Annotated in this window: 20 protein-coding genes; 11 read left to right on the top strand and 9 right to left on the bottom strand. The window is 55.8% G+C overall.

The annotated features are described in order from the left end of the window. The first annotated feature begins 97 nt into the window (after positions 1–97). From tatA to P0111_02770, 4 genes are all read left to right on the top strand, one after another. Positions 98–364 (top strand): twin-arginine translocase TatA/TatE family subunit, encoded by a 267-nt coding sequence (gene tatA / locus P0111_02755; protein MDF0642927.1) that lies wholly within the window; start codon positions 98–100, stop codon positions 362–364. Between the two features lie 109 nt (positions 365–473). Beyond that, on the top strand, positions 474–773 hold the full coding sequence (locus P0111_02760) for a twin-arginine translocase TatA/TatE family subunit (GenBank protein ID MDF0642928.1): 300 nt from the start codon (positions 474–476) through the stop codon (positions 771–773). Between the two features lie 381 nt (positions 774–1,154). Then, entirely contained in the window at positions 1,155–2,855 is a 1,701-nt protein-coding gene (locus P0111_02765; protein ID MDF0642929.1) for an alginate export family protein, read from the top strand. Between the two features lie 111 nt (positions 2,856–2,966). Then, positions 2,967–3,386, top strand: a complete 420-nt coding sequence (locus P0111_02770) for a hypothetical protein (protein MDF0642930.1) — start codon at positions 2,967–2,969, stop codon at positions 3,384–3,386. A gap of 325 nt (positions 3,387–3,711) precedes the next feature. Here the strand turns inward: P0111_02770 and thrH are convergent, their stop codons facing one another. Both thrH and P0111_02780 read right to left on the bottom strand, forming a co-directional pair. Then, positions 3,712–4,332: a bifunctional phosphoserine phosphatase/homoserine phosphotransferase ThrH gene (gene thrH / locus P0111_02775; protein ID MDF0642931.1), complete on the bottom strand. Its 621-nt coding sequence runs from the start codon at positions 4,330–4,332 to the stop codon at positions 3,712–3,714. Positions 4,333–4,412: 80 nt separating this feature from the next. Next, complete coding sequence (locus P0111_02780; GenBank protein MDF0642932.1) at positions 4,413–5,195, bottom strand: YkgJ family cysteine cluster protein; 783 nt, start codon at positions 5,193–5,195, stop codon at positions 4,413–4,415. A gap of 232 nt (positions 5,196–5,427) precedes the next feature. Between P0111_02780 and P0111_02785 the strand changes: the two genes are divergently transcribed. Continuing rightward, complete coding sequence (locus tag P0111_02785; protein MDF0642933.1) at positions 5,428–5,790, top strand: hypothetical protein; 363 nt, start codon at positions 5,428–5,430, stop codon at positions 5,788–5,790. A gap of 50 nt (positions 5,791–5,840) precedes the next feature. Here the strand turns inward: P0111_02785 and P0111_02790 are convergent, their stop codons facing one another. Then, complete coding sequence (locus P0111_02790; protein ID MDF0642934.1) at positions 5,841–6,005, bottom strand: hypothetical protein; 165 nt, start codon at positions 6,003–6,005, stop codon at positions 5,841–5,843. 150 nt (positions 6,006–6,155) lie between these two features. Between P0111_02790 and P0111_02795 the strand changes: the two genes are divergently transcribed. Beyond that, positions 6,156–6,641 (top strand): EVE domain-containing protein, encoded by a 486-nt coding sequence (locus P0111_02795; protein MDF0642935.1) that lies wholly within the window; start codon positions 6,156–6,158, stop codon positions 6,639–6,641. An 11-nt stretch (positions 6,642–6,652) separates the two neighbouring features. On the opposite strand, the gene P0111_02800 is transcribed toward P0111_02795, so the two are convergent. Then, positions 6,653–6,898 (bottom strand): ImmA/IrrE family metallo-endopeptidase, encoded by a 246-nt coding sequence (locus P0111_02800; protein MDF0642936.1) that lies wholly within the window; start codon positions 6,896–6,898, stop codon positions 6,653–6,655. Between the two features lie 829 nt (positions 6,899–7,727). Here P0111_02800 and P0111_02805 point away from each other — a divergent pair. The 3 genes from P0111_02805 (at position 7,728) to P0111_02815 (ending at position 9,851) form a co-directional block, all read left to right on the top strand. Further along, complete coding sequence (locus P0111_02805) at positions 7,728–8,249, top strand: DUF1264 domain-containing protein (GenBank protein MDF0642937.1); 522 nt, start codon at positions 7,728–7,730, stop codon at positions 8,247–8,249. 91 nt (positions 8,250–8,340) lie between these two features. Continuing rightward, positions 8,341–8,808, top strand: coding sequence for a cytochrome c (locus P0111_02810; GenBank protein ID MDF0642938.1), 468 nt, complete (start codon positions 8,341–8,343; stop codon positions 8,806–8,808). Positions 8,809–8,864: 56 nt separating this feature from the next. After that, positions 8,865–9,851 (top strand): hypothetical protein, encoded by a 987-nt coding sequence (locus P0111_02815; GenBank protein MDF0642939.1) that lies wholly within the window; start codon positions 8,865–8,867, stop codon positions 9,849–9,851. A 163-nt stretch (positions 9,852–10,014) separates the two neighbouring features. On the opposite strand, the gene P0111_02820 is transcribed toward P0111_02815, so the two are convergent. After that, on the bottom strand, positions 10,015–10,149 hold the full coding sequence (locus P0111_02820) for a hypothetical protein (GenBank protein ID MDF0642940.1): 135 nt from the start codon (positions 10,147–10,149) through the stop codon (positions 10,015–10,017). Positions 10,150–10,603: 454 nt separating this feature from the next. On the opposite strand from P0111_02820, the gene P0111_02825 reads away from it, so the two are divergent. Then, on the top strand, positions 10,604–11,467 hold the full coding sequence (locus tag P0111_02825) for a hypothetical protein (GenBank protein MDF0642941.1): 864 nt from the start codon (positions 10,604–10,606) through the stop codon (positions 11,465–11,467). 46 nt (positions 11,468–11,513) lie between these two features. On the opposite strand, the gene arsS is transcribed toward P0111_02825, so the two are convergent. The 3 genes from arsS to P0111_02840 all read right to left on the bottom strand — a co-directional run bounded on the left by arsS (position 11,514) and on the right by P0111_02840 (position 15,710). Continuing rightward, on the bottom strand, positions 11,514–12,548 hold the full coding sequence (arsS, locus tag P0111_02830; protein ID MDF0642942.1) for an arsenosugar biosynthesis radical SAM protein ArsS: 1,035 nt from the start codon (positions 12,546–12,548) through the stop codon (positions 11,514–11,516). 1,019 nt (positions 12,549–13,567) lie between these two features. Next, positions 13,568–13,891: a hypothetical protein gene (locus P0111_02835; protein MDF0642943.1), complete on the bottom strand. Its 324-nt coding sequence runs from the start codon at positions 13,889–13,891 to the stop codon at positions 13,568–13,570. Positions 13,892–14,159: 268 nt separating this feature from the next. Further along, positions 14,160–15,710, bottom strand: a complete 1,551-nt coding sequence (locus P0111_02840) for a radical SAM protein (GenBank protein MDF0642944.1) — start codon at positions 15,708–15,710, stop codon at positions 14,160–14,162. Positions 15,711–17,080: 1,370 nt separating this feature from the next. Here P0111_02840 and P0111_02845 point away from each other — a divergent pair. Next, positions 17,081–17,425: a PilZ domain-containing protein gene (locus P0111_02845; protein ID MDF0642945.1), complete on the top strand. Its 345-nt coding sequence runs from the start codon at positions 17,081–17,083 to the stop codon at positions 17,423–17,425. A gap of 1,305 nt (positions 17,426–18,730) precedes the next feature. Here P0111_02845 and P0111_02850 read toward each other — a convergent pair. Then, positions 18,731–20,092, bottom strand: coding sequence for an ATP-binding protein (locus P0111_02850; GenBank protein ID MDF0642946.1), 1,362 nt, complete (start codon positions 20,090–20,092; stop codon positions 18,731–18,733). Positions 20,093–20,694 lie beyond the last annotated feature (602 nt).

Genomic DNA, 20,694 nt, shown 5'->3' on the forward strand with positions numbered 1-20,694 from the left:
TCCTCGCCGTTCGCCTGTCGTTTCCCGCGTTTTGTGCCCGTGAGAGTCTCCGGCTTCTCCCAGGAGCTGTGGGACGAAGAGGAAAGCGAGTACCAGGATGTTCGGGTCGTTCGGATGGATGGAATTGCTCCTGATATTGATCATCGTCTTGATCATTTTCGGGGCGGGGAAGATTCCACAGCTCGGCGAAGGTCTTGGAAAAGCGATCAAAGGGTTCAAGAAAAGCGTGAATGAGGCGGATGCCATCGATGTCACGCCCCCGCCCGATGCCCCACCGCCCATACAACAACAAGTCACGCAGAATCACACGACGTCCTCCGCTGATGCTCCGGCGCAGCAGGGACAGCAAGTGAAACAAGGATAGCTTAGAGGAGATGTGAAGCGTGAGCGTGAAGCGTGAAGCGCCAAGAGGAAACCGACGCTTCCCTCTGTTGCTTCTCGCGCGACGCACTCCGTTTTACGCATGACCAAGCATGTTCGGGCTGGGTGCCGGCGAAATACTGATTATTCTGGTCATCGCCTTCTTATTGTTCGGCCCTAAACAGTTGCCCGAAGTCGGTCGACAGGTCGGCAAGGCGGTCAAAGGTTTCAAGGAAACGGCGGAAGACCTCAGAAAATCGGTTGAGCCGGAACTCAACATGATTCAGCAGGAGGTCAAGATGGTTGAACAGGATTTCCAGGCCTCGATGAAGGAGGCTGAAGAGGAAATCAATGCGGCCACGACGCCGGTCGAAAAGCCAGCCGGAAGCCCGGGAACCGGTACTCAGGCTTGACGTACGAATGACGCGGCCCAACGACGAAAGCGGCCGACAATCAACCAGTCAGCAAACCGTTTCTTGCGACGCATGAAGAGGCACGCAAGGGACATGAATCGTGGGAAGGGGGTGACCACCGCTCAAGTGATCCGACGACGGCAGGGCTGAGTACGGCGTCGTATTCAGGAAACGTGATATTGCTGGCTCGGGTAGAGCGTTGGTGAGAAAGTAACAGAAAGTGACAGGCGGTGGTAGTAGCGGAAGGCGTGGGCACAGCGGCCTTCCGGGCGAGTAACCGAAAAGGAAACTTGTCGATATGACACGCAGTTGGATGTCAAGTCGGCAGCCAGGCACTGTCGGTCAGGTGTTGGTTGCTATCCAATTCACAGGAGGAACGCTATGAGAAGTATCCTAGGTCGGACAGGGTGGGCCGGCGTGGCCACCTTCTTCAGCGCGGCCGTCATGGCAGCAGGCATCTCTCTCGTGAGTGTCCCAGCCCAGGCTGGTTTCGAACTACCGGAAGGTGAACGGATTACGAACCTCCCCGCCATCCCTCGTGCCATGCCGCAAAAGGAAGCTTACGAAATCTACGACCCAGCCATCGGCCGAAACTTCGATATCAAGAATTTCTGGATGCGCGCCGACGTGCGCGTCCGACCGGAAATGCGGAACGCCGTCTGCTTCGGCAATGCCATGCCGGGCAATCCGGGCAACGGTGCCTGTAACTCGTTCGGCGGAAATTTCGCCAACGGCACCCAGGGAAAAGCCAACGACTTCTTCGTGCAACAGTGGGTGCGGCTGGGTATCGGTTATGATCTGTCTCCGGACGTGAATTTCTATATGGAAATCATCGATTCCGCGACCTGGGGCGGTAATGGAAGCAATCTGAATGCCGGGAATGGTGGCGATCCCTTGAATCACAACGGCGGAGTCGCGGGTGGTGGTGGGAACAACGGCCGCCTCGGCGTCCGTGCCGCCTACATGTTGGTCAGGAATCTCGGTGGCGTGCAGGGTCTGAGCATCAAGGCCGGTCGGCAATATGTCATCTTCGGCAACCATTCGCTGTTCGGGCACTTCGACTGGGCCAACACTGGCTACTCCCATGACGGTGTCATGCTGAGCTACAGTACCAAGACCTTCGATTCCTACCTCGGGTGGTTCCGCAATTCGGAGTCTGACATTGGACAGGCTGCTCCTGTAGGTAGTGGACAGAACAATATTGCTAATCCCGGTGGGAGTACGCTCAACAACGGCAGCGCCAATATCGATGCCGATATGATCATCTTCTATAACCAGTTGAAGTCGATTCCGGGGTTCCTGATCGAGCCGTTTTACGTGTACTACAAGAACAACTACAACTCGCTGGATAACGGGGGACAGGGTCTCGGTACGGCCAAGCATTCAAACCAAACCCGTCATATGATCGGCAACCGGATCGAAATGCGGAAGGGCAACTTCGACGCCATCAACGAAGTCGCCTGGCAGTTCGGTCAAATGGGTGCCAGTGGAGCCAACGCGATTCAGAACGGGTATGGGAACCAGAAGAATCTTCATATCAATGCCTGGGCGACCAGAAACTGGATCGGCTACACACATTATCAACATGCCTGGAAGCCCCGTGTGGCCTTCAACTTTGACTACGCTTCCGGCGATGGCAGGTCCAATTGTACTCTCGCGGGAAGCAATACAAACTGCAGCACGGCAAATACGTTTGAAAACTTCTTCCCCACAAACCACATCCACATGGGCTACATGGACGTCCAGGCCTGGAAAAACATGCTCAGCCCGTCGGCCAACGTTCAGTTCCGGCCGTCGACTCGGGACCACGTGGAAGTGTGGTACACCAACCTGAACCTGGCAAATGCGCGTGACAACTGGTATCGTGGTGCACAGGGCGTGTACGTCTTCTCCAAGAACGGCAATACTAAGACGCATATCGGCGATGAATTGGACGTCAGCTGGACCAGGATGTTTGCCGACGGCAAGGTGTCGTTTCAAGCGACCTACGGACACCTCTGGGCCGGCGGCTACATCGCCGAGAACCTCGGAAACAGCACAGGCCAGGACTGGGCATATGTCCAACTCTGGATGAATTTCTAGTAACCGTGAGCAGGTGATTCATGACGAGTAATCGATGCGATGAATCCATATCGCAGGGCTCATCGTCTTTCACTCGTCGCCCGTCACTCGTTATAGAAAGGGAGACCGTCTATGAAACATAAATTGATGCTCGTTCTGAGTGGACTGACCCTCGCAGGGTTGAACCTGGTTTCCGTGCCGGTGGTGCGAGCCGATGCCATTTCCCTGACCAACGACGCCATTGTCGAACTTACCGACGTCCCTGGTGTTGGGAAACGGACGACCGCTGACCTGGGTAAGCGCTGGGGATCGGATGTGTCGGTCATCGCCAGCGCAACGGAGAAGTTGCAACAGGCCTTGAACGAGGCAGGGGGTGCCAATCCGCGCGCGCAGCATTTGCTGCAAATGGCGGTGGATTTCGGCAAGGGAGGTATGCACAAGGAAGCCCGCCTGAAGGCCCAGGGGGCTCTATATAATCTCTGCCAAGCGGCCAACAAGACCGATGCGCCCTGCGGTCAGGTGCCGAAGTACGGCAGCTACGTGGCGCCATAGCGATCGTTGCGAGACAGGCGGGACGCGGAGAATTGGGCGTCTCGCCTGTTGCGCGTTTCGCACAAACAATGAACCAAAGCCCCGCTGTGGATCCGGCTAGATCCCTTTTATCGAACGATCTCCGGTGAAACCCTCCGGAGATGTGCTTTCTTCCTATCACCCCTCACCCCGTAGCCCAGCGGCATACCTACAGTGCAAGCCGGTTTTGAGCGTCGTGAAGCGAGTGGCCATAACCATACCGCTATCCTCCGCCCATTCTGCAAAACTAAGCCTGCAAGCTGTTCCTCCTAGATCGCCACGTCCGACGTGGTGCGATCAGGTCGGGTTATGAGGGCAGATGCCCCGCCTTGCTAAATTCCGCCTGCAGCTCTTCGTACGTCCTTGTGACCGCGAACTCAGGGAACTCCTTGGGGAGGTGATCGGGCGGGCGGAAGAAGAAGCCTGCATCGGCTTCGCCGAGCATGGCGGTGTCGTTGTAGGCATCTCCTGCTGCTATGGTGAAGAAATTCAATGACTTGAAAGCCGCAACCGAATGCTTTTTTTGGTTCGGCATCCGCATGTGGTGGGCGAGAATCTTCCCGTGGCGATCGATCTCCAGCTGATTGCAAAAGAGAGTTGGAAAGTCCAGCTGCCGCATAAGCGGCAGGGCGAACTGATAGAACGTGTCTGAGAGGATGATGACCTGGCAGCGCTGTCGCAGCCAACCGACAAAAGTGGACGCCCCTTCGAGCGGACCCATCTTTTCAATCACCGACTGAATCTCGGCGATGGTGATACCGTGTTGCTCGAGAATCGCCAGCCGGCGTTTCATCAGTGTGTCGTAATCGGGCATCTCACGAGTGGTGATCTTCAATTCCTCAATGCCGGTGTTGAGCGCCACGTTGATCCAAATTTCCGGTACCAGGACGCCCTCTAGGTCGAGGCAGGCGATGACGGGTTTCTCCATGCTGCTCCTTTCTCTGTGTGTCGACGAGCGCGGAGCGCTTCCTCACGCGATTGGGGCTCCGGCTCGTCCGGCGGCACACGTCACGACTTGGACTTTCTTGCTTCAAATTCCTGACTGAGAAAACGCCATATTTTATCGAGCAATTCATCGATCAGCTGTGATCCGGGCCAGGTTCGCCCGGCGGCTTCCTCATGCTTGGCGGCCCAGCCGAGCGCGATTGGTAGAGGAATGAGCCTGGGAGGGGTCCTGGTCAAGCTCCCCCACAATAGGCCCAGTACAGTTCCGATCCTCATCGAAACAGGTAGTGCAACCACCGGGTTGTTGACGAGGTCCGCGCAGTATTCCGCCGGGGACGTGACTTGAAGCTCCCGGCAGGCTGCGGGGCGGGCCTCGTAAATGCTGCACATCTCATTTTCGAGGAAGGGACAGGCGTGGCGCAGCGCGTAATAGGCCCGGTTGAGCGGGTCCAATTCCTCATCAGGCACGGCACTGTCGGCCTCAGCGACCGCCCACAAGCGCTCCCACAGCTCATGAGTTTGCAACGTCGCCTGACTCTCGGCGATGCGCTTGGCCACCAAGGTCTGCCGTGCTGCGGGAAGCTGTTCGACGTAGTGTCTGAGGGCGAATGCCTCCGGAGGGGAGACCGGCACGAGCATGCGGCAACAGGCGGCACAGCCCATTCGACAGGAGATCGTCCGCCCCCTTTCTCGCGCGTGATGTTCCTCAAGATGCCCGGCCTCTTCGCCTAATCGACGGGCGATCGGCACGACGGCAGTAATCGGGATGAATTCCGTCGGAACGTCGAGTGCCGTCGTCAAGCGACCGGCAGGGGTGTTCAACGTGACCTCAAATCGCTCCGTCATGCACCCCTTTCCTGGCCTCCGCTGACTGAACATCCGCGCGCGGCGACCCGCTTTCGATTGGGAGACTACCGGTAGCAACTTGCTATCCACGAGCATCATAAGTAACCGTCAGCGAGAGGGTCAACCGACGAAGGGATGTTCGAGAGGAGGCCGAAGCCGGGCAATCACATGGCGATCATTTCGTCTTGCTCCGTCTTCAGGCAATCCTCATAATGCCGGACGAGGAGCGGGTATGGCGTGGTCGGGGCATGTGATTGGCTTGTTGAAAGAGTACATGCATGACCTTGTCGAGCAGGCTCGGCAGGAGTCCAGCGCCGAGGCATCATTCGGGTTCGCGCCCGTTCCGTACCGGTCCGACCAGGCGATCTCAGATCTCTTGGCGATTCTCGATGACCGGATCGAGTCCGAGGGTATTCAGGTCGGACTTCCGCCTGATTTTCTTCACGAGATCTGGACCCAGTGCGAGGAAGGACGCATCTGGGTGGGCCAACGGGTATGGTTGGAGGTCAACAGCGGCGAATCGGTTCTCTCCAAGGCGCGTATTCGTGAGATCACCTACCGAGCACTGGTGGATTTTCTTGAGGACAGAAGCTAGGGCAGGCAGGGCATGAGGGGATGTGAGTAGCTCAGATGCTGCACCCTGTCTCAGAGTTGTCCCATCAGGCGATGCAAGAACGTCCCCGCAATTTCCACCACCGCTTCCCTGGTGTGGAGGATCGCCGAATCCGCAGGCAGGAGTTGGAGCACGTTCAAATCACGGACGATATCACCCGGTTGGTTCCTGGCCAAATACCCACAGGGCGCCGGCATGACCTCAAAACCTTGTTTCCTGAACAGCGCGGCCGCCCGCGGATAGTCCGAACACGAACGACGTCAGCTCCATCGGTCACCTCGATGATGTAGGGCCGTCACGATAACCTACATCTGAACGTACAGGGTCTCATGGCGGGGGAGTGTCGAATGACAACATCACGAAGATACTGGCTGGTCAAGTCGGAACCGAGCGTGTTTTCCATTCGGGATTTGGCCCGGTCTCCCAAACGGCGCACGAGTTGGGAGGGGGTGCGCAACTATCAGGCTCGAAACTATATGCGGCAGATGGCCCTCGGCGACAGGGTGCTGTTTTACCACAGCAATGCCGATCCTCCCTGCGTTGCCGGCATCGGGGCAGTAGTCCGCACTGCCTACCCCGATGATACACAGTTCGACAAGGCCAGTCATCACTACGATCCGGGCAGCTCAACGGCCAATCCCCGATGGGACATGGTCGATATTGGCTATCGGCGGGAGTTCCCCGTGGCTCTCTCCCTGGATCGATTGAGAGGAGAGCCGGATCTTCAACGGATGGAATTGTTGAGGAGAGGGTCACGACTATCCGTTCAGCCGGTGACACCGTCTGAATGGAATTGCATCCTGCGATTAGCGGGGATCAGAGCAGGAAAATAGAAAGACCTGGCTCAACTTTTGGCCTTTCCATTATCGAGATGGCGGTGTTGCCAGTCCAGCCAGGCATGGCCCAGCTCATGTGCCAGGATGTATCGTCGTCTGGTGACCGGCAGGCGTTTACGCAAGTAGATCACTTTCGACTCGTCATCCCAGATACCGTCGGCATTGGGGTCCCGCCGGTCCATTTCGGAGTCGGACAGTTGACGCACCGAGATTCGATAGCCGAACGGAAGGACCACTCGTGAAGGGATGCGCATGGGGCGGCTCCTGTGGTCTCAGACAGCCTACCACAAACGGTATCTCGCCGTTCATGCTGCATTGCCCTCTAATATCAGATGGTTACGCGGACTGTGATTGCACGAGTCTCTCGACCATCCCTCTACAGGAAAACCAGACAGAAACACCTAGTATTCCTTGCCATCACCGGTGCAGAAGCAGCCGCCTAAGAACACGTGTGGTGAGACATTCACCGGCTCCCGAGAAGTTCACAGGCATCCAACTTCTCGCCACGCCGGGAAGCGCGATTCATGAACCTCTCTTCTTGGAGGATTCTCCGGTGAGACTGCGTTCGCTAGGATGACGCCGCTTCCAGGCTCCATAGGCCGATCGGATCACATATATGTGATTTTCAATGAAAATTTGCTCAACGATGTCGAGATCCGGATCCTCTTCGAGGAATTCGGTAAGAGATAACGTGCTATACGCGAATTCTGACATCGACTTATGGCGCTTGGGCATAATCATTCCTTATGTACAAATGGGCCTACAATACACCCTCCAAACGGATCTAGGGTAAATATTAAAATAAAAATGAGCCGCTGTGAAGCCCCTTAGAGGCCGGGAGGGCTAATTGATGAAATTTTTTTCCTCAGCCGCCTGTTTTCGAGATAATCTGCGGCGACTGGAAGTACGGTCTCCACCCTGAGGGAGACACCGTGCTGGCCGAAGCGGCGGAAACCGAAATGAGAGCCTGCTGAATCCTTTCTCGGTCGGATGACTCTCAGGGGAGGGCGCTCAGTTCATTTCGCCAGCTCTCTCGATTTGAGGACTGTCACAACAATCACTTATCACAGGAGGTGCCAGGTTATGAAACAACGACTGCTCACTGTTCTCGCGATGGCTGCGATCGGATCGACTTGGCCGCTTCTGACAGAAGCTGTAGGCGGCGAGCCGAAGTCACCGGCCGATGGCTATGAGATTCATGTCATAGCTCCTCATGTGATGGCCAACGGGGAGCCCGGGGGCCCATACCACCACTACTGTAAACCGGTCTCAGACGGTAAGGTCTTCCAATGTTTGCTATTTGAGTCGACGGACCCCAAGGCCAAGTTGGTCGGCATTGAGTATTTCGTTGCGAAGGATCTGACGAGGAAGCTTCCCGCCATTCAGTGGCATCGCTATTTCCACGACCATCGGGTCGAAATTGCGACGGGGCGGGTCAAGGTATTGGACATGCCGGATGATCAAGCGGCAAAGGTGGCGGAGGCTGCGATGGAGACGGACGGCGTCATCTATCATCTGTGGCAGCCGAGCCTGGAATTCCCTGACGGGACTGTATCCTTCCCGCAATCGGTGGGCCACAAGTTTCCAGGCCATTCTGACAAGTAAAAGTAAGGTGTCCTCGGGGGCCGGCAGACTCGCGATCGGGTCGAGCCGGTTCCTGACCGGCAGAGGAGGCTACGGAATACGAGGAGACCCGATGGCTCATTTCATTGTCGTTCGCTCGAGGTTTGGACTGAGCGCCATGGTGGTCCTTGGTCTCCTACTGGGACTGGGATGGAGGACTCCTGCCCTCGGCACGGACGAGGCGGTCCTGAAACCACGAGTGCCACCCGATCAGATCGAGGAGACTCGAAACTTGAAGAGTCCCTTCGAGGCCACCGACGAGAACGTCGAAAAGGGAAAGGCGTTGTTCCACGGAAAGGCCTTCTGCGTCACCTGTCATGGCCGCGACGGCAAGGGTTTTGGCGATATCCCTGGGCTCGCGGGAAAGCTGCCGCGCAACTTCACCGACAGACTGTGGCAGGCCGCCAGAACGGACGGCGAGCTGTTCTGGATCCTCAAACACGGCAGTCCGGGGACCGACATGGCCTCGTTCGTGCCGCTGGTGCTCACCGAGGAAGAGGCCTGGTATGTGCTGGTGTACGTCCGCTCGTTCGGCCGGTGACATGATGACGGGGGAGGGCGCTCGTCGGGCTTCGGGGATCGTTGCAGGTCGCAACAATGGTGCTGCTGTGGGTGGGGTTGGTCGCGGTCGCCTTCTGCTACTCCGATCTGTCCGCCGCGGAATGGTCGGCCGTCACCGAGGCGCGGGTGCTCTTCACAGACAACGTCTTCGAGCTTTCTGCGGCGCGCCGGCTTGCTCTCAGTGAAGATCCTAGCCAGCCGGTCATTGTCTCGCTCAGCCAACCATCCGACGTCGTGTGGGATCCGTCCGTCGATCTGAAGAGGACGTCCTGGTCGAGTTTCGGAAAGACCGAGTTGTCGTTCAAGGCCCACGGATTTCTGTACACGTACAACCCCATCTTCGATCACGGGGACTATCGGGTCCAGATCAATCAGCAGGTGGCCTCGCGCACGTTTGTGTTGCTCCGTTATCGGTATGTGCCCAATCAGTTTCTAGGGCCGAGTCTCGAGCGTCAGAGCGGGAGTTTTCAGCAAGCGGAAGAGCGCGTTACCTCCCATACCTGGCGCATGCAGCTTGAACAGCAACTCAACGACCACTGGAGCGTCACTCTCGTTGGACGATACGGCCTTCGACTCTACAATCAATCGTTCTCGGAGCGGGATACTACCTTCTACACGATTGGACCTCGACTCCGCCTTTATCCGACAAGGTGGCTGAGGCTTACGCTCGACTATCTTTACGAGCAGGGCTTCGCCGATGGGCGAGCCCAACCTCAGTACAAGGACGACATTTCCTACCGCCAACAATTCGTCTCCTTCGGCGCGATGATCCGACTCCTTGCTCCGCTGTCGCTGGAACTGATCTACGTGTTTCGGGATAAAGAGTTCACGAGCGATATCGTGGGTGATCCGCTGCGGGGAAATGTCGACAATCTTCATCAGGGGACGGCCGAACTTCACTACGATCTATCCGAGTCCGCCACGGTGACTGTGGGTTTCCAACGGACCCTGCGGGCATCCAGCGTCGCGTCTCGGGAGTTTTTCAACACGAATGCGTCCCTGGGGGTGCAGTATCGATTCTAGTTACCGGGCGCCGGTGCTGTCCTGCCATGACAGTTTCGTTCGTATTGAGGGCACTACTGGGAAATTGAGCCTACTGTGATACAATCCGCCTGATGCGTATGGCGGTCAACACAGGAGGGGTCCTATGAAAGGCGCTCACGAACATACGCACGAACATACTCATCTACACACGCATGGTGCGGCCGGGTGGCATACCCATGCGCATCAGCATCAACATGCCCATGAACATAGCCACGGCGAACAGGGCGAGCACGATCACGACCACCAGAGCGACCACGGTGTCCACGATCATCGGCATGCCTGAACTTGCCTCATCCGTCCGGTCACCGTCCTAACATAGATCCCCGCATCAGGACGGAGCCGCTGTCGTAAGCATGCGCCCCGGACCGGTCTGTCCGTTGCGTCAGCCGGGTGTATGGGTGTCTGCCCAACGGGAGTTGCTGCTTGATTGGCCCGCCTCCGGCATCGCCCAGAAAGCGGGCCTAATACCCACCTGCAATGACCGCCAGCGCCACATATGCGAACAGCCCGATCCGCTTGCGAGGGGGCTTCATTGGGTCCGAGGATTTCCGATGGCCTGTCGCACAAGTTTCTCACGGTCTAGCGAGCCGAACGGTGTACCGTTACTCAGTCGTTCCTGATACAACGTTGCCTGAACCGATTGCAGCCCCTCAGGAATGGTGGATCCGTTATGGAGATACGGCAGTTCCGGCTGAGCCGACGCCAATGTCGGTTCTGCTGAAGAGGCCTCCATGAAATCGCGCGTCGCATTTGCCTGGCCGTTCCATGTGACGGGTGCCATCGTCGCATGCCTCACGTTGAGTGGCGCTGCAGCCCAGGGGACCACAGATAGGGACCGTGACGGTTTCGTCGGTCTGGTTCACCGTGTCGTCAGTACGACGGAAGGAACAAGCACGACCAGAACCTACAGTCGCGATGGGGCTCTGCTTGAAACGGTCACGCGTAGTGCCCCTCATCCCGATCGTCCGGATCTGGGCGAGCGGGCGCAGAAGGCGGTCTATGAGTACGATGCCGATGGCCGGCGCACGCGTGAAATGATCGATGAGGGAGACGGGTTACCGTATCAGTCTCGGGCCTATGCCTACGACAAGAGCGGCAGAGTTCTCGCGGAGGCTTCGTACAACATGTGTGGGACGTTCTCGTCGTTGACGCTGTACTCCTACGACGCTGCGGGCAGGTTAAGGGAGGATCTCTCCTACCGATTTCGTTCTTTGTTCAAACGGACCTATGAATTTGATTCTCATGGAAGGGTCGTCGACAGACGGAATTATAAAAACGATGGGCTCCTCAGTTCGACAGGCTATCGCTATGATGAGGTGGGGAGACTTGCCGAACAGTTGGAGTACCGTCCCAACGGCGCTCTGGACGGTAAGGTCTCGTATCAATATGACCAGCGAGGCAATCAGACGCGCGAGGAGACGACGAATCTGAGCGACTCCTCGTTGAACGGGACACGTCTGTCGAGTTATGAGTTCGACGCGCAGGGAAACTGGGTCGTGCGGACCATTGGCCGGTCTCTCGCATCCGGTGATGAAGCCGCATCCACCGAAGTAACGCGACGAGCGATTACCTATTACGACAGCTTATCTGAATGACGCCGCGCCGGCCGAGCTTGACGTCGCACCCCGGAGGACGGCGCGGTCAGGTGACGGCGCCGCCACAAGAGGATCCGGCACCGGCGGTGCAGCCGTAGCAGTGATTGCGGGTCGCGATTTCACGGTGTCGCAGCCGCGCGAGGTCAAAGTGAAGGATGTGAGCAGGGCCCTCCCTGAGCGGAAGATCCAGCATTTGGTTGAAGTCGCAGTCGTACAGCACGCCGTCCCACCCGACCGAAATCGTGTAACGGCACATCACCCCGGAGACGGCCGCCGGATTGAACGCGTTGGCGAGCCGTTCCATGTATCCTTCGTAGTTGCCGCTCTCCAGGAGATATTCCAGGAAGCGGCTGATCGGCATGTTCGTGAGCGTATAGAGACGGTTGAATTCCACTCCGTGCCGGGCGCGGAGTTCTTTCCGAAACTGCGCCTCGATGGCCTCTTGTTTGGGAGGAAGAAAGGCGCCGACCGGATTGTACACCAAGTTCAGCTGCAGGCCGCTGCCGGTTTTCCCATATCCCAGCCGATTGAGCCGCCGCAATCCCTCGAGAGATCGTTCAAACACGCCTTCTCCCCGTTGTGCATCGGTCTGTCTCGCGCGGAAATACGGCAGTGATGCGATGACTTCGACCTGATGGCGCGCGAGGAATTCCGCGAGGTCCGATTGGGAAGGAACGAGGAGGACGGTCAAGTTACATCGATCGATGACATGGCGACCAAGATGCCGGGCTTGTTCCACGAGCCAGCGGAAATTCTGACTCAGCTCCGGAGCCCCGCCCGTAATGTCGACGGTCGGAATATCCGTGCCGGCCAGTACCCGGATGCATTGCTCCGCCGTCTCTCTCGTCATGTGTTCCGGGCGGTCTGGACCGGCATCTACATGGCAATGTCTGCAGGTCTGATTGCAGAGTTTTCCTACATTGATTTGGAACACGGTGATTCCCGTCGCCTGAAGGGGGAACAGCTTGACCTGCCCGAGCCTTGCATCGAATGGAGGGCAGGAGGCTGTCTCCGCCAAGCGCTTTAGCTGCTCGGCGGAGGACGAGAGGGGATTGTTGCGCTTCAATAACGTGAGACCCATGCCATCTCCATCGACCGTTTGCCATAGTATAGATGAAAGCGTAGGACAAATGGGCGGGAAGCTTGAGTAGTCAGCTTGAGTAGTCGGATAGTGTATGAGATCGATCCCTCGGAGAGGATTTTAGCGCGTGGGAGGGCTTGTGCCCGATGTCGTGCAGACATACGACCATGTCTGAACCATCAATGCCGTGTAGATCTGCCGGACTCGTGCTTTGACGCCGGACCTTCATAATGGTAAAGTAACCTACCGGACCTTCCACACCTCGTTTCCGCGCTCCCGTACCGGCGTTCGTTGGTTTGCGCGATCCCAGAGTTCCGTTGGTCATTCGGTCCCCTGTGTGAATTGGCACCGTCCGCTGCAGAGGAAAGAGATCACTGTGAGGATGGGAGTTGGAGTCTGTGTCATGGTGGTTGGGTACCGTTGCGGGTTCAGATTGAAATCCAAGAAAGGATTTGCTGATGAAGGTCTCAAGCGTTTGGAAGCGCAACACCACAAGGAAAAAGAAAAACCGGTCGACGTTTAGACCGAAGATTCGGTGGGAATTGCTGGGGTTGTCCGACCCCGATGTGATCGAACCCACTGCGATCGACACGATTAGAAAAACGGTGTCATCGCTGGCCAGTCAAGGTCTTGGAGAGAGCACGAAATCAAGGTCCAGAGAGCTGGCGACAAACGGGCGTGGGAATCGTGAGTCCGGCGGGAAAAGAGTCAGACGCCGTGATGCAATCGGGTCAGGGGTGAACACGCAAAGACCGCGCCAGTAGTAGGATTCTCTCTCTAAGGAGGACGCCATCGGACGAGCAGGCAAGACTACACTCGCAAAGCGCGACCGGGAAAAGGCATTGCAGCGGCAACGCCAAGAAAAGGAGGCAAAGCGCGCGCTTCGCAAGGCTGAAAAAGCTTCGCGCATTCCAGGCCCGGAAGGCGAAGATCCAGATTTGCAGGGACTCCGATGGGGGCCTCAGCCCCCGATGGACTGATTCTGCCGATGCCTACGCTCATCACGGCGGGACCGCCGTTTAGGTTCCACGCACGAAGCGATCGGCCGAAAGTTCATCCCGTAGCCAGCCAGTCACGATGCGGCGATAATCGATGTTTTGCTTCAGTATGAGGACTACGCCATCTGTATCCGTCAGAACGAGCAATTCCGCCTCCGCGACGAGCAGCCGAGCTGAATCGCCTGTGTTGATACGGTATTGAGTCCGGCCATCCGGATTTCTGGCCGCTCCCACGATGAATTCAGTCAATCCGTCTACCACACCCTCCTGTCCTCCCTCGGCAAGGCGAACTTTCGTGCCATCGGGAATTCGCATCCACTTCTTGCCCGCGTTCAGGTTCGTCATGGCTGGCAGTCATCCTTTCTGGTGACAAAATAGTCTTTCGGGTAGCAGTCTCGGCGCTTGTGCAACGATCGTACGGCGATCCTTGAACGAATCTATTGATCTCCGAGTTGAGCCCAACCGTCGAACGCTAAGAACCTACCCAACGTGAAGCGGCCTGCTCGACCTCTTCTCCCATATGCCGGCTGAAAAAGCACAGGCATAGAGCGGACGATTACTTCAGGTGCGCGGTGTTATGTTAGCGTGTCCAAGATGCGAGCAGAAGAGTTTTCTATGAACGCGCCGGAATCACCGGAAGCTCGCGAGGGTTCTCAGCTTCTTCCTGGATGCGCAGCCGTTCTGCTCGCGATACATCGAGCACGCGGTGCAGCATCTCATCGGTAAGATGGGTGAGCTGTGCCGCCGCATCTTTGAGTTCCGCGTGCTCAACGGCACGCGAGAGTACCTCCGCCTTCGTCGCGCCTTTGTTCTGGCCGAGGAAGGGTTTGATGATGAGATAGAGTACATCACGGACCGGCATATAGCGAAGAAACCGACGCAGCAACTTGAATGTCTGAACCGGATAGCGGGTGAGTTTGTAGAGAAAGAGTCGCTTGAGGCCTTCTTGTCTTATACGGTTTATTGTTTGTCCGGGCAGGCAGGTCGGGTCGATCTCGGAGCATTTGAAGTATTTATACCAGTCCGTCGCTTCGGTGACCAAACCCCGCTTCACATACTCTTGCCATAGCGGCGTCCCCCGATAGACACACAGTCGATTAAAGCCGAACGTATCAAGAGGCAATTCGGACGCAAAGTCGAATGTCGCCTTCATGTCGTCGGTTGTTTCGTCGGGATTGCCGACCGTGAAAAAGCCATGGACAATTTCAATCCCGGCTCGCTTCGCATTGGCAACCGCGGTTCGCACTTCTTCGAGGGTCTGCTCTTTGTGCAGCCGGTCCAAGATTTTTTGACTCCCGCTTTCAATCCCAAACATGACGGTTCGACAATGCGCCTTCGCCATGGCTGGGAACAAATGTTGGGCGACCGAATCCACCCGTCCTTCAATGCCCCACTGAATGGTCAGCCCCTCATGCGTAATACCGGAGCAAATGGCTTCAATCCGTTTAGGTTGGAGCAAGAAGTGGTCGTCGACAAAGTAGACCGAGCCATACCCGAGTTCTTGAAGGTGCTTCAGTTCGGCCACGACATGCTGGGCGCTTCGGGCGCGCCATTTCCCTTCGTTAAAAATGGGTATGTCGCAGAAGACACAGGGCCACGGACACCCCCGGGATGTTTGCATTGTTGTGAAGCGATCCATGGACAGTACCGCCGGCACGTCAAGGGGCATCGATTCGATGAAATCCAGCATGAGGCTTTCCCGGTCGGGAAAGGGCCACTGATCGAGGCGCCGTTCTGTGGGACGGCCGGGATTCTGGCGGACCTTGCCGTCTTTCATCCACGTCAGGCCGGCTACCTCTTCAGGATCACTCAATCGCGCCAGCAGGTCCAAGATCAGTTGCTCACCATCGCCACGACACACGAAATCGACTTCTGGACATTGCAGCTTGACGAGCGGCGCATTGAGGCTGGCAAAAACCCCACCAAACGCCAATTTTACCCGAGCATTCACGGCACGAATTTGTCTGGCGAGAATCTTGGCATAGGGGTAGCTAGTGGTACTTAGAAAGCTCAGGCCGACCAAATCCGGCTGTTCCCGACCAATCTGCTCGATGATGGCCTGATTGGGCGTTTCCGGATTGGCCTGGTCGAACATGACGCACTCGTGTCCTGCCTGCTTCAAGACCGCTGACAGCGACATGATGCCGATGGGTGGAAACCCCATCACACGAAGATTCCCATTTCGTGCGCGGGTCTTCGCTGGAAGGGCGTAGAACTGAGGATCGCGAACGTGGATCAAGAAGATGCGCAGACAGACTCCATGGTCGACTCTTTGCCGAGCGAATACTACAACGGTCGGGGAGTGCAGGACGTGGAAATGGGCAACGTCGGGTGGATTTGTGAGGTCACTATAGCACGGTACTGCTGAAGATGTACAAAGGAAAAGAATATTGAGGAGCGGGCCGGACGGTTCCGCGAGTGACGCTTGTTAGGTGCTCGATGGCAGACGTGTGTCCGTCAGTGCAAGGAAGAGGCTTCGCCGACCAGCGAGGGGCTCTTACGATGAAGCATGCGGAGAGCGGAGGTGTTGATCCATGCGCGTCAGGGCACGTACCAGCGATGAAGAACCAACGGGACGCAAGGGACTCGTTAGAAGAAGAGGCTGCTGGAGGTGTTGGCCCGCCGGCCCAAGGCAGAGAGGCTTCGCCTGAATAGCCGGCGACTCTCACGAAGTGTAGTTTGTCGATCGTGTCAGGGGCGAACCTATGTATCGCTGGGTACCATGTGCCGCCTAGTGTGGTGTCCCGTAGGTTCCTGTAATAATCCGTTCACCCTGAGCCGGTCGAAGGGCGCCCACTTTCAAAGAGTTTCGTTCACGGTTCGACAGGCTCACCACGAACGAACTTCTGGGACGCCACGCTAAGATCCTGAGTCTGAACTGCGCGGAATAAGTCCGAGGCATAAAGTTGTCATCAGTCAAACAGTTGGCTCCAAGAATTATCATGTGAACTTCAGACTCAGGACACTAGGATCGATGCGGTTGTCAAAGGTCCTTGACTTTTCGCCGGGAAAACTTTTCAAACGTGACCGACATTACAGAAGACAAGCTCTCGGCATGACGCAGTGGCAGGACCTACTGCGACTCACCTTACGTTGACACGTCAGTACCATCCTTCATCCAGAACGAATCCTCGTGACTATTACTTTGTGATGATCTGCCGACATCCATGGTCCAACCTCGTTGACAGCATCCTCCACCTTCACCTTGAAATTCAGGAGTTTCTCCGAGCGTCCTGGCGAGCAGTTTCGCTCACCTGGCACAGTGCGACAGTTTGATCCATTGGTGTCCGGCTATCCGTCCCAATCAGGCAATCGGAAAGATAGCCTCTAACCCCTGTATTTGGCGTCGCTCTCGCATTCTCCAGATCCAGCGCTCGTCCAGGAAGCATCGGGAATATATCTTGCTCCTTTTGACCTTTAGTAAGAAAGGAGCGGAGCGATCACATGCCTATAGACAGCGAGAAGGAGGACAAACCGATCGAGACACTCCACACAAGGTCTCGGAAAGTAGGTAACCATTGAGAGGGAAACAACATGACTCAATTTATTGCCCGGAAAGATCATCGGTTCAGGCGATTGGTGCCGGTGCGGTACCTCGGGGTTTGGATGGCCGGTGAAGGACTCATTGAAGATCTGTCACTGAGCGGGAGCCACATTAACGGCAATGCATCCGTCTCTCTTGGGATGCCGCTCGCATTGCAAATCTTTGTGCCAGGCGACCCCAATCTCTTGCGTGTTCAGCGCGCGATCGTGAAATGGGTCAAAGGGTCCAACTTCGGAGTGGAGTTCGATGAACCTGAGCCCAAAGTCGCCGACCGCATCGGCATGACCATCTCGAGGCTGGCGCAGACAGAGCATGGTGCATTCCGGAATCGATAGAAAAAGCGGGTAGGCATGTCGTCCCGCCTACTGCTCGGAGAGATCGGTCTAGGCGTCAGTTGGCGTTGTCTGGCTTCAACCCTCGGCTGTACCGTGCAGATTTCTTATGGGCGTTAGAAGGGTCATGAGCCTAACCTTGCGTTTTGTCCTCAAGGAAGTACGCCACGTGTGGAAGCAAATAGTCGCGGCTTTTTCAGCCGTGAGTTTTGTTTCGAGTTTCGGCGGTATCATTACCGACGACACGAATGGATGGCGGTGTCTGATCAATTGGCCGACGCGCAATCTTCCCGACACCTGTGAGTTTGCCTGGAGTTGCTGACGCTGGCTCTTTTCGTTTTCGGTTCTGCCTTCTTCGTATTCGCCTTCCAAGACCTGTTGCGCGCCTGGCTTCACAGGTTGTGCCCCGTCAACGATCTGTCTCGCTACAGATCGCAGTTAAACATGAGATCACATCTTAGCGAAACCCTTGGATTGGGCTAATTGTTCACCTGCCAGTCTCGTCGCATGCTTCAAATTTGTCCGCCCCATACTGCAGGATGACTTCCTGACACGATCGCAATTCAAGCGCTGACCCCGCAGAGGTCACTTACGATTCGGGGAGTCAGCATTCCAGGATGCTATGCATGGTTCAGTAAGTGACTGTGAAGAGGCGGACTCCATAGAAGAGAGGCTGCGCTTGAAGAGCCCGCGGCTCACACGAAGTGCGGTATCAAAATGAGAGTTACTGCAGAGAGTTATCCGTGCGCAACAATGGAAGAGGAGCGCACGGCACGAGCGAGCGAAGACATCTTGGGATGAATCACTGGAGGGGTTTATCGGGCGACGGCGATGAAGAGGGCTACGCCAGAAGAGCCGCCGGCACGAGCGAGCTTGGTTTGGTGGGCCGTGTAGGGGTCGAACCTACGGCCCGCTGATTAAGAGAAGCTTTCTTGATCGGCCCAACCATGTGGAAGCGTTCAAAATGTTTGCTGTGACAGCGGTCTGCTCGATAGCTGCCCACTCCTGACCTCTCGTGTCCAGCGATGCCAGGACACCAGTACGGACACTGGCGTCCGACACCTCCCACCCCATAATTTTTCCGATTTCCAAAACCGCGTGGGAAGTGATTCGGTTGGCGCGCAGAATTTTTGACGGGTTCAAAAAGTGTGCGATTTAGGTCGCACCTTTTACTTCAATATTCCGATTCCGACCCACTTCGATTTTCCCCTTGTCACCTTCACACTAGAAGGCGAAGCTTGGTCCGCTCGGAGTGTAAGTGGGTGCGGGTGAAAAAGTACAAAACACAGTTCGTTCAGGTAGTAATCTTTAGATTGGTCTCGTGTTTTTTTCAATAATTAGATCGGGATCAATGAATCGCTGTCCACTTTGGTCAACGCTCGTATATGGAATTTTGTCGTTCTCGAAACTAAACCAATGATAAACGGGGGAGACCAACTTAAATGAAGTGTAACTTGGATTCTCTGCGAGTGATGCACGAATCTCGGTGACGAACTCTGATCCAGGTGCGGTCTGCTCCCCATGAGGGAAGGTCATGAGAGGCCCGGGAAAAAGTATAGGCTTCTTGTCGAAGGCCATGCGAGCAATGCCGAGGCGAAACAATGTGGAGGTTGGTGTTGGGACTGCTTTCTGAAGAATCTCTTTCACCAACCTCGCGAAAAGATATGTGCACTCAATCAGCACTAGTTGATTGATCCTCAGTTTGTCCTTCGCCTTATTGCCCCAAGACAGGAAATCCGCCCCACCCGTGGCTATCATTATCACCGTACCATCACTCCATGCTTCCAACAGCTTATATTTCGGGATGATGGTGCGGCGGCATTTCCCTTCTACTATTCGAGAGTTAATGCCAGCGTCAGGGCCAAAACCGCTAGGGCGCAATTGGGGCGGGTCTTCTAAGAGTTTTACAGTGTCGGAATTTCGGGCAGAGAAAAGTGAGGGAAGTTCTATGCTTATCTGTTGAGGTGCAGCGGCAAGGATGAAAACAGGCCAATCCGATAGTTCAACAGCCTTAATTGCTGCCTCCGTCCGCTCACTGAGACTTTGGGCCACTCGTCCTGCCGCTGTTTCGTCTTCCGCTTGTTGGATGGGCAGCAATGCTCCAGTTCCGACTCGGTATCCGTCACGAAGAAGAGTGTGGATTTGCTGAACAGACATCGGCACAGACCTTCCCGTTCCTCTTTCTGCATAACCAAAGAGAGTCGTGGAAACCTTGCCGCTTTGCTCAATGCTCCTGGTTAAAAGGTAGGGACGCCAGGTTTGATCTTGATCGCCTACAATAATCCCCACAAGCCCAAATTTGAGCTTTGCTGATGATTCAAACCACCTGATTTGCAGATCCCGAATGGGAGGATATATCCATGCTCCTATAACGGCCAGATACTGCGAAATATTGATTCGGGTATCAGATAACAGTCGGATATCTTGAACTACGTCCGTTGATCGAGTGGGGTCTGGTTGTGTCTGGACGCCAATCAGAATGAGACCTCCGTGACCATTTGCGAGGGCTGAAACATCTTTTGCGAGTTCTAGTTTTTGGTGTTCTTCCTCTAGCCTGTAAGGTTCAGCCTTACACTCAAAATGAGCATCCTCGACTACGCCTTTGAGGCCATCAAAACTACCCGATTCCAGAATTGCAGTGATTTCCGTTGTGCTGAGTGTCTTTGCCATGGTTGCTTTCGCTGAACAGTAAGCCGCCGGGCTATCTTGGCCTCATATTCACGCTCCTGGAAACATTCAATTTCTGCAATCGCCCACTATTATCGGCCCATGAGCTTAACCTTTTACGGATGAATTAAGTTCATTTCAAGTGCATCCTTTCAAGAAAGATGCACACCTTCGGTCACGTCGCTCTTCCGCCGCTTCTTCTGCAACTCTTAATTAGTGTCCAGCTAGTTTGCAAATCTACATCTATCCTAATTGTCAACTTCCAACCAAAGGAGATCAACATGGGTAAACGAAAGCCGTCGTGGAAGGCCATTGCGAAGAAACATTTCGGCCAAGACTCAACGTATCGTAGAGGGGATGGTGGTTTCGCACTCGTCACTCCATGTAGGGAGGTTCATTTTTCTCTATGGTCAACGCCGGAAGAGGCGCAAGAACAGAAGGCTACAGTAGATAACACGGGGTGCGGAGGAGACTGTACTCCGTGGAGACATTATGTCCTTGAGCTACAGTCTACGGAAAGCGCGCTGGGGGCTTAATACTGACGACTTGGCCTGGAGCCGTACGGCGCATTGACGCCTGGAATGACGGGAGCTCCGCTGATGCTG

The sequence above is a fragment of the Nitrospira sp. genome, assembly GCA_029194535.1.
GTDB lineage: Bacteria > Nitrospirota > Nitrospiria > Nitrospirales > Nitrospiraceae > Nitrospira_C.

Coding starts and splice junctions, on each gene's coding strand:
- tatA (MDF0642927.1), top strand. CDS start 98: ATGTTCGGGTCGTTCGGATGGATGGAATTGCTCCTGATATTGATCATC.
- P0111_02760 (MDF0642928.1), top strand. CDS start 474: ATGTTCGGGCTGGGTGCCGGCGAAATACTGATTATTCTGGTCATCGCC.
- P0111_02765 (MDF0642929.1), top strand. CDS start 1,155: ATGAGAAGTATCCTAGGTCGGACAGGGTGGGCCGGCGTGGCCACCTTC.
- P0111_02770 (MDF0642930.1), top strand. CDS start 2,967: ATGAAACATAAATTGATGCTCGTTCTGAGTGGACTGACCCTCGCAGGG.
- thrH (MDF0642931.1), bottom strand. CDS start 4,332: ATGGAGAAACCCGTCATCGCCTGCCTCGACCTAGAGGGCGTCCTGGTA.
- P0111_02780 (MDF0642932.1), bottom strand. CDS start 5,195: ATGACGGAGCGATTTGAGGTCACGTTGAACACCCCTGCCGGTCGCTTG.
- P0111_02785 (MDF0642933.1), top strand. CDS start 5,428: ATGGCGTGGTCGGGGCATGTGATTGGCTTGTTGAAAGAGTACATGCAT.
- P0111_02790 (MDF0642934.1), bottom strand. CDS start 6,005: ATGCCGGCGCCCTGTGGGTATTTGGCCAGGAACCAACCGGGTGATATC.
- P0111_02795 (MDF0642935.1), top strand. CDS start 6,156: ATGACAACATCACGAAGATACTGGCTGGTCAAGTCGGAACCGAGCGTG.
- P0111_02800 (MDF0642936.1), bottom strand. CDS start 6,898: ATGCGCATCCCTTCACGAGTGGTCCTTCCGTTCGGCTATCGAATCTCG.
- P0111_02805 (MDF0642937.1), top strand. CDS start 7,728: ATGAAACAACGACTGCTCACTGTTCTCGCGATGGCTGCGATCGGATCG.
- P0111_02810 (MDF0642938.1), top strand. CDS start 8,341: ATGGCTCATTTCATTGTCGTTCGCTCGAGGTTTGGACTGAGCGCCATG.
- P0111_02815 (MDF0642939.1), top strand. CDS start 8,865: ATGGTGCTGCTGTGGGTGGGGTTGGTCGCGGTCGCCTTCTGCTACTCC.
- P0111_02820 (MDF0642940.1), bottom strand. CDS start 10,149: ATGCCGATGATCGTGGACACCGTGGTCGCTCTGGTGGTCGTGATCGTG.
- P0111_02825 (MDF0642941.1), top strand. CDS start 10,604: ATGAAATCGCGCGTCGCATTTGCCTGGCCGTTCCATGTGACGGGTGCC.
- arsS (MDF0642942.1), bottom strand. CDS start 12,548: ATGGGTCTCACGTTATTGAAGCGCAACAATCCCCTCTCGTCCTCCGCC.
- P0111_02835 (MDF0642943.1), bottom strand. CDS start 13,891: ATGACGAACCTGAACGCGGGCAAGAAGTGGATGCGAATTCCCGATGGC.
- P0111_02840 (MDF0642944.1), bottom strand. CDS start 15,710: ATGGGGTTTCCACCCATCGGCATCATGTCGCTGTCAGCGGTCTTGAAG.
- P0111_02845 (MDF0642945.1), top strand. CDS start 17,081: ATGACTCAATTTATTGCCCGGAAAGATCATCGGTTCAGGCGATTGGTG.
- P0111_02850 (MDF0642946.1), bottom strand. CDS start 20,092: ATGGCAAAGACACTCAGCACAACGGAAATCACTGCAATTCTGGAATCG.